The sequence below is a fragment of the Hominiventricola aquisgranensis genome, from assembly GCF_040096225.1.
Lineage (GTDB): Bacteria > Bacillota > Clostridia > Lachnospirales > Lachnospiraceae > Hominiventricola > Hominiventricola aquisgranensis.
Map to the genome: position 1 here is coordinate 1 of NZ_JBBMFC010000050.1, position 8712 is coordinate 8712.

General features: G+C 44.8%; 7 protein-coding genes. All 7 read right to left on the minus strand.

Annotated elements, in window-relative coordinates:
• Nucleotides 1-391 precede the first annotated feature (391 nt).
• The 7 genes from araA to WMO62_RS15130 all read right to left on the minus strand — a co-directional run bounded on the left by araA (nt 392) and on the right by WMO62_RS15130 (nt 8542).
• Nucleotides 392-1831, minus strand: a complete 1440-nt coding sequence (gene araA / locus WMO62_RS15100) for an L-arabinose isomerase (protein WP_349145196.1) — start codon at nt 1829-1831, stop codon at nt 392-394.
• 37 nt (nt 1832-1868) lie between these two features.
• Nucleotides 1869-2570, minus strand: a complete 702-nt coding sequence (locus WMO62_RS15105) for an L-ribulose-5-phosphate 4-epimerase (protein ID WP_349145197.1) — start codon at nt 2568-2570, stop codon at nt 1869-1871.
• Between the two features lie 33 nt (nt 2571-2603).
• Entirely contained in the window at nt 2604-3707 is a 1104-nt protein-coding gene (locus tag WMO62_RS15110; RefSeq protein ID WP_349145198.1) for a GntR family transcriptional regulator, read from the minus strand.
• A gap of 11 nt (nt 3708-3718) precedes the next feature.
• On the minus strand, nt 3719-5317 hold the full coding sequence (locus WMO62_RS15115) for a xylulokinase (RefSeq protein ID WP_349145199.1): 1599 nt from the start codon (nt 5315-5317) through the stop codon (nt 3719-3721).
• Between the two features lie 191 nt (nt 5318-5508).
• Nucleotides 5509-6102, minus strand: a complete 594-nt coding sequence (locus WMO62_RS15120; protein ID WP_349145200.1) for a CvpA family protein — start codon at nt 6100-6102, stop codon at nt 5509-5511.
• Between the two features lie 16 nt (nt 6103-6118).
• A complete protein-coding gene (locus WMO62_RS15125) occupies nt 6119-7300 on the minus strand; it encodes a DUF5711 family protein (protein ID WP_349145201.1) in 1182 nt (393 codons plus the stop codon).
• Between the two features lie 51 nt (nt 7301-7351).
• Nucleotides 7352-8542: a LysM peptidoglycan-binding domain-containing protein gene (locus tag WMO62_RS15130; protein ID WP_349145202.1), complete on the minus strand. Its 1191-nt coding sequence runs from the start codon at nt 8540-8542 to the stop codon at nt 7352-7354.
• Nucleotides 8543-8712: the final 170 nt, after the last annotated feature.

Here is an 8712-nt window from a genome sequence, read left to right on the forward strand (position 1 = left end):
AGCTGTTCGTTTAAAAATTTTCAAAAGAATTTTCGAAGATTTTCAAAGCACTATTTAATTATCAAGGTTCATGTTTTCAACTCGCTGTCTCACTGACAGCTTGTTTACTTTATCATATCCAGAAGACTTTGTCAACAACTTTTTTCATTGTTTTTTGTCTTTCTTTTTATGATTGCTTACCGTTTCTCGCGGTCAGCTTGTTTATCTTATCATCAGAGCATATAATTGTCAATATGTTTTTTAATTTTTTTACCCTCTTTTTTACCCTGCTCACTCGCAAGGTTAAATTCCACTCCTCTGTGGAATTTGACCTTGCAAAAAAAAGATATCGCCGAGCCCTTTCGGATCCAGCGATATCTATCACAATATGGGTTCTAACCTTATTGTCTACTTATTTCATGAAAAATTTCTGCAGATCTGCCTCTGTAGTATCTTCACCAATGGTAATCAGCTCAGTACCAGTCAGTCGAGCAAACATTGCGATATCGTCTCTGGTCAGCGCAGTAGATACAACAGAGTGATGAGCTCCGCCTGCATAGCACCATGCTGCAGTTCCAATAGCAAAATTCGGTTTATGTCGATACATAATTCTTGCTACCGGAAGCTTCGGCATCGGTTTCGGCTGTTTCACCAGTTCAATATCTGCGCAAATAATACGGAAATGATCGCCCATATCTACCATGGTAACCTGAATACCATCTCCTGTCACACCATCAAAGATCAGACGAGCCGGGTCTTCTTTTCCACCGATTCCCAGCGGAATAACATCAATTTCCGGTTTGGTAGCAGCAAATGCAACCGGTACCTCCAGCATATGGGAAGCCAGCTCCAGTTCCTGACCCGGAGTCAGATCGTATGTATAATCCTCGATAAATCCAGTTGCTCCCTCTCTGTTCTCAGACATCTTCATCAGAACTGCTCCAAGCGCAGCGATCTTGTAATCACCTTCCGGTCCAAATCCGATTCCTTTACCCATCAGATTCTGAGCAGCGATGCCAGGAAGCTGTTTTAATCCATGAAGATCCTGGAATGTATCCGCAAATGCACCAATTCCATTTTTCTCCAGGAATTTTTCAATACCAACCTCGTATTTTGCCTGTTCACGGACAGCCTCAACATTATCAGTCTTCATAGTATATTTGGAAGTATACTCTTCCATCTTCGCATCGATTTCAGCGTCAGTCACCTGGTTGATCAGTTCTACTACATCACCCAGCGCAAAATAGTTGCACTCCCAGCCATATTTGATCTGGCTCTCTACACGATCACCATCAGTAACTGCAACCTCTCTCATGTTATTTCCAAAAGAAGCAACTTTCAGAGCTTTGGAATAAGAGATCGCTTTTGCCACCTGAGCAAATCTTCTGATCTTCGCTACAACATCATCATGTTTATAATAACCTGCAACAACCTCATGCGGAATACCCATTCTCGCTACGATAAATCCATACTCACGATCACCATGAGCTGACTGGTTCAGATTCATAAAGTCCATATCAATAGCATCATACGGCAGTTTTTCATTCGCCTGAGTATGAAGATGAAGCAACGGCTTTCTCAACTCCTGCAGACCTTTGATCCACATTTTTGCCGGTGAGAATGTATGCATCCACGTAATAACGCCGATACAATCATCGTCGCAGGATGCCTTACGCATATCTGCAATACAGATCTCTGAGTTTTCTACAGTCGGAAGAAGTTCAACTGTTGCGATTCCTTCCAGCTTCTCTGCCAGAAAATCTGCCATCTCACGAGCATCTGCGGCCACCTGTTTCAGGCACTCATCTCCATAAAGGTCCTGAGAACCTACTACAAAATACAGTTTTTTCATTTTATATTACCTCCTGAAATATTTGATCTTCTCTTTATTATTTTGTATCCTGACCATAGTAAGCATTTGCCCCATGCTTTCTATAGTAATGTTTGTCCTGAAGCTCCTGCGGTGCAGGCTGGACCTTCGGATTGATCAGTTCTGTCTGATATGCCATCTTTGCCACTTCTTCCAGTACCACTGCATTGTGAACTGCTTCATGCGGATCCTTGCCCCATGCAAACGGTCCATGATTCTTACATAGACATGCAGGCACTGCCATCGGATCTTTCCCCATCTCTTTAAAAGAGTTCACAATCAGATGACCTGTATTTTCCTCATAGGCATCCTCAATCTCATCTTTTGTCAGACAGCGCAGACATGGCACCTCTCCATAGATATAATCTGCGTGAGTTGTTCCATAGCACGGAATACTTCTTCCAGCCTGTGCCCAGCTGGTTGCGTAAGGAGAATGGGTGTGCACAATACCTCCTACATTTGGAAATGCTTTGTAAATCTCCAAATGAGTATCTGTGTCCGAAGAGGGTCTGTAATGCCCCTCCACTTTATTACCCTTCAGATCCATAACCACCATATCATCAGCAGTCATGGTCTCATAGTCAACACCGCTTGGTTTAATGACAAACAGCCCGCTCTCGCGATCAATGCCGCTGACATTTCCCCAGGTGAATGTGACCAGACCGTATTTCGGCAAAAGCATATTTGCCTCATATACTTTCTGTTTCAGTTCTTCCAGCATAGCTTTCTCTCCTTTCGGTTCATTTCATAATTTTTATGATTCACTGACCAGTGCCGCTCCCGTTCTGCGGACAGAGTTGCGCAAGATCAGTTCCGGTCTGTATAAATACCCTGCATCAAATTCCGGATCACCCAGAAGCTTTATCATATTTTCTGCTACTTTGATTCCAAGTTCCTTCATTGGATAAGGTACCGTTGTGATCTGCGGATCAGCCATCAATGACAATTCTGACCCGTCAATACTTGCGATCGATATCTGTCCCGGGACTCGGATTCCTTCTTTGTGAAGCATATCAAGCAAAGCATAGGACACCTGATCGTTGTAGCAGAATACCGCTGTACAGTCCACCAGCCGACGGATCAGCGACGTTTTGATCCGCCGCAGATCCTTCTGATCTGTAGTATCAATCCAGAGAATCTTCTTTTCATCCACAGGGATCCCTTCTTTTATAATGGCATCGATGTATCCTGCATACCTCAGTTTTCCCTGACCATCATCAGATTTGAAGATTCCCGCAATCTTCCGGTGTCCCATGGACAGCAGATAATTTACCATATTATATGCCACCTGATAATCATCCAGCGCCACCAGCGGAGCGTTAAGTTCCGGATATTTGCAGTTGAAAAACAGCAGTTTTACACCTCTGTCCTGCAGTTCTTTGTAATAGCTCAGGTTCGGATTTGGCAGTGCACTTTTTGCCGCTTCCACGATGATCCCATCCACATTATCTTTTTCCAGAATATTTTCCAGGATCTTTCGTTCATCTGAGACCCGGTTATTGGTAAATGCCATCTGGACCATATATCCAGCTTCCGACAAGGTCTGCACGATCCCCTGAATGGTTGACGGGAAAATGTAACTGTCCACATAGGTACTGATCACCGCAATGTTCATACATTTTCTGCGGATCTGTCCGTTCCGCCTGCCAATATAAGTTCCGCTTCCGCGGACACGTTCCACAAGACCTTCTTCCTCCAGAACATGAATTGCATGGCGGACCGTCTGCCTGCTCAGTTCAAACATTTCTGACAGCTCATTTTCGGAATAGAGCTTCTGTCCCGATTTCCATTCTCCTGTCTCGATCTTCTGCTTTATCCAGTTTGATAATTTCTGGTATTTTGTTTCCTGTTTTCTCATATGTTATATTTTTATGATTTCAAGGAATCCACTGCCGCACGCTCAATTGCAAATCCTGCTTTATAACGACTGATAAATTCATCAAATCCCTTTACATCTTCCGGATCCGGATCCATCTTCTCACCTTCATCTCCACCAAACACTTTGTTCTGCAGATAATCCTCCAGCGTTTCTCCGGCATCTTTCTGAACCATATAGGAAGCCAGCAGCGCAATGCCCCATGCTCCGCCTTCTCCTGCAGTCTTCATAACAGATACCGTTGCATCCATAGCTCCGGCAAGGATCTTCTGTCCCACACCTTTTGTCTTGAACAGACCACCATGTCCGGTGATCCGGTCTACTGCCACTTTTTCTTCTTTCATAAGAATATCAAGGCCCACTTTCAATGCGCCCAAAGAAGTGTACAGGTTTGCACGCATGAAGTTTGCCAGATTGAATCTGCTCTCCGGTTTACGAACGAACAGCGGACGTCCTTCTTCAAATCCCGTAATATGTTCTCCTGAAAAATAGTTATATGCCAGTAGTCCGCCGCAATCTTTGTCGCCTTCCAGTGCTTTGTTGTACAGCGTTCCGAACAGTTTGTTCATATCCACTTCCACGCCAAAGCTCTCTGCAAACTCTTTAAAAATGTTGACCCATGCGTTCAGGTCAGAGGTACAGTTGTTGCAATGGACCATAGCCACTGCATCTCCGCTCGGCGTTGTCACCATATCGATCTCTTCGTGCACTTTCTTAAGTGCTTTTTCAAGTACGATCATAGCAAACACAGAAGTTCCTGCAGACACGTTTCCTGTTCTCTGTTTTACACTGTTGGTTGCCACCATACCAGTTCCGGCGTCTCCTTCTGGTGGACACAGTGGGCATCCCGGCTGCAATGTTCCTGTCGGATCCAGTCGCTTCGCACCTTCTTCTGTCAGGACGCCTGCCGGATCACCTGCAAGCAAAACCTTCGGCAAAAGGTTTTCTACTTTCCACGGATATTCCTTCGCTGCAACCAGCTCATCGAACTTCTCGATCATGGAAGTATAGTAATTCTTTGTCTCCGGATCGATCGGGAACATACCAGATGCGCTTCCTACTCCCAGAACCTTTTCTCCTGTCAGCTGCCAGTGGATATAACCGTCCAGCGTAGTAAAGAAATCCACCTGCGGCACATGCTCTTCCCCGTTGAGGATGGCCTGATACAGATGTGCGATACTCCAGCGCTGCGGAATATGGAACTGAAATGCTTCTGTCAGAGCTTCCGATGCCTGCTGGGTAATGGTATTTCTCCATGTACGGAACGGCACCAGCAGATTTCCGTCTTTATCAAATGCCAGATATCCATGCATCATAGCACTGAAACCAATGCCCGCAAGCTTTTCTACTTTCACCCCGTACTGTTCCATGACATCTTCTGCCATCTTCTTGTAGCAATCCTGCAGACCTGTCCAGATATCGTCCAGCGTATACGTCCACACCCCTTTTTCCAGACGATTTTCCCAGTCATGTGCTCCAGATGCAATCGGTTTTCTGTCTTCGTCCACCAGAACTGCTTTAATTCTTGTGGAACCGAATTCAATACCAAGCACTGCTTTTCCTGCTGCAATTGCACTTTTTACATCACCCATAAGATTTTCCTCCTGAATTTCACCATTCGTTAAGAGTGAGCAAGCTCTCTCCAAGTCTCTTTTATCTATTATATCACTCCCCTATTTGCATTTCAAAATGATCACCCATCTTTTTCAAGAATGAATACAGGAAAATCAAAAAAAGAATACATCTTTGCATAAAAATATCAAAGATGTATTCTTACAAAAAATTAAATATGAAACATCAAAAGCATTCCAACCAGCAACAGCAGATTATTATTGTACAACTCCGAAAGCCATACACTCTGATTGATTATCTTATAGGCTGCGCCTCCCCAGGAAGTATAACTGAAGATCGCAACGATCAGAAACAAGATCCACAGAACCAGCATCTGCTGCAACAATCCAAATGCTGCACCTGCCAAACGATTCAGAAAGCTTAAGCCCGGAACTTTTGTAAGCACACGTAAAGATGACATAGCTGTACGCAGGATCAACCGCACCACCACATAGGTAGCAACCAGCGAAATCACTCTGGCTGCCAAGATCCGTACATATTCTTCTGCCTGATCCTGAAATCCGCTGAGCATGACCAGGCGGTACAGATCATTATCTACACTGATGTTGTCCAGATTCAGAAATGACGGCAGGATCTGGCGCAAAAAATTCTCCACATAAGGAGAGATCAGATACACAAGAAAAAGGGAGCCTACGGTGAAGAGAAGGGATGCCCCCTTTTTCACCAGCCCCTTTCGGTAACCATCCAGCAGACCGAATCCCAGAAACAGAAAGCCTGCCAGATCAGCAATATTTACAATATCCATCAATTGATTTCCTCCCCTATTTCAGACGAATCTGATCGGTTCTTCCCGCATGCAGCACCATATAGCGGTTATTTCCTGACAGGGTGTATAGATCTGATATGGATTCCTCAAAGGTTCCTTCAAAAAAGATATTTCCTGCATGATTCATCATCGTATATTCAAAGTCGTTGTAGATCAGTATATTATTTCCGGAGAATTTGAGGGTCGTGTAGTCCTGGTCGAACTCGGTCCGAAATTCCTGTTTTCCCTGCATATTGTATACTTGAAGTGTATAGGATTTCTCTTCTCCTTCCGTGACCACACCTACATATTTACTGGATGAGAAGATGCTCAGGATCTTCTGCTCGATGGTCACATCTGCAGTCTCTTCCGGTATCTGCGTTCCCTCAAAAAACAGCAGTTCACCCGCTCCTGCAAAGAAGCAGTGGGTACTGTCCGTATACTGTACATCCGGCATAACCGTTCCCTGCAGGATCTTCGAGGCCACCAGATGATCTTCGTAGTTTTCTCCTACAGAGTCGAAATTATAAAATGCCACGCAGCTGCTGATGGAGCCATTCTGCACCTGCAAAAAGCTCACAGCCAGTTTTGTCGCATCCGCACTGAGGGCAATACGCAGCGGATAACCGGTCTCACTCAGTTCAAATTTGGATTCCACGATCTGAGAACCATCTTTTGCGTAGAGATTGACTCTGCTGGTGTCACCATCTTCCAGAAGAACCGCCAGAACTCCCTGCTGAGATACGGATATCTGACGAATCGGAAGCAGTGTCTGTACCTGTCCCTGCATACCTGTCTGGTTAAAGATCATCACATCTGTACCATTTCTGTCTGCGATGGCAAGGCTGTCCTGACACACATTGATCACCGGATCCTGCATATTATAGGTCTGACTCCATACCAGATTATTTTCTGAATCCACGCAAGAGATTCCATCCTTGCTGTATTTGATCACATAAGAGAGAAACTCTGTGTATTTTGTTGTAATCGTATCTGATCTGTCAAAACTGCGGACCACTTCGCAGGTGGTATATGAACGATGATCCAGACTGATTTTGATTCCATACAGACACAATCCGATAATAGCGATCACAGCCACAACCATTCCAGCTGTTTTCAGCTTATGCTGGCGGAGATTTTTCTCATAGGACATCATATCCTGATCCACATTGTTTTTCTTTACCAACTGTATGTTCATAGATGAATTCCAATCTTTCATTTTCTAATGTGGACATTATAGCACCATCTTTTATGGAAGTAAAAGGATTTGTCCTGCATAAATGTGATCACCATTATCCAGACCATTTAACGCGCAGATCTCACCTACTTTTGTCTCATCTCCATACCAGTTTCTGCAAATACCCAGAAGAGTGTCACCTTTTCTGACTTCATATCTCTGTGGTTCTGTCGCATTTTCTCCAGAAGATGTATTTTCCGGATCTTCCGTCGGATTTTCTTCTGTATCCTCACCGGCAGCTTCTTCCGCAGTGCCTTCCCCATCATCCCCGGCTGCTTCCGCATCGTCCTCATTGCTTCTGGCATCCCCCAGCTCTTCTGCTGCAATACCAGCTGCTTCCTGGTTCGCCAGTGCTTCCTGATTCTCTTCCGTTGCCTGTTGTTCCAGTGTATCTTGATTCTGCCCTGTACTTTCCTGATCCAATGTCTGCGAGATCTGATGGATCGCTGTCTCCATATTGGTCATCCGATCATAATTGTTCATCATAGTCACACCAATCACCAGGATCACCAGCACCAGAAAGGTGCTTGCGGTATACAGAAAGGTCAGCATTTTCTTCTGGCTGTTCTGCTCCTTTTTCTCCATCATGACGCTCCTGAACTTTGCAGCCGCCCGGTCTCTCAGAATTCCTTCCGGTTCGATCCCCGCTCCGCCTCTCTGCTCACTCATGTATGCCTGCATAGTGTCATTCTTTTCATAGTAAATATAATAACCAGGGGCAGCGGTCAGACCCACATCTGATTTTATGAAAAAATCTGCATCATTTTCCATCACATCCATCAAAAACAACACATGCTTGTCCGATGGAAAATGTTTTTCATGAAGTGTACGTAGTTCCTCTGTCAGCTGTACCGGGAATCCAGGATTGGACAGAAACCACCCCACAACCTCCAGTCCCGAAAACCACTGCTGCACCTCCGCAAATACATCCCGCCATTGCTCATTTGTAAACCACTTCTTCTGATCCTGTCCCATATCCGCTTCTACCGCTGCCTGAATACAGATTCGTCCGTCTTCCGCATTTCCCAGAAGAACAGCTGTCTTCATGCAGGTCAGATTCTGCTCTGCCATCTGATGCAGATAGGTATATGCATAATCCTCGATCAGAATTCTTGTACTGCTTCCCGGCTCCCCGATCTGCCGCACATTCTTCGGCAGTTTCCAGATACCTTTTTCTTTTTTATTTTCTGTCAGTTCCATCATGATTTCCCTCCACTTTCCTAACATCCTAGCATATAGCACAGGGCTATTTTGACGAAACGACAGTCAATAACCGTCTTTGTCATCGACAAAAAATGGGGCTGTAAAAAAACTCCCCTGACAGAAAAATCGCCCAGACCGTGAGGTCTGAGCGATTTTTTGGTATAATTAAT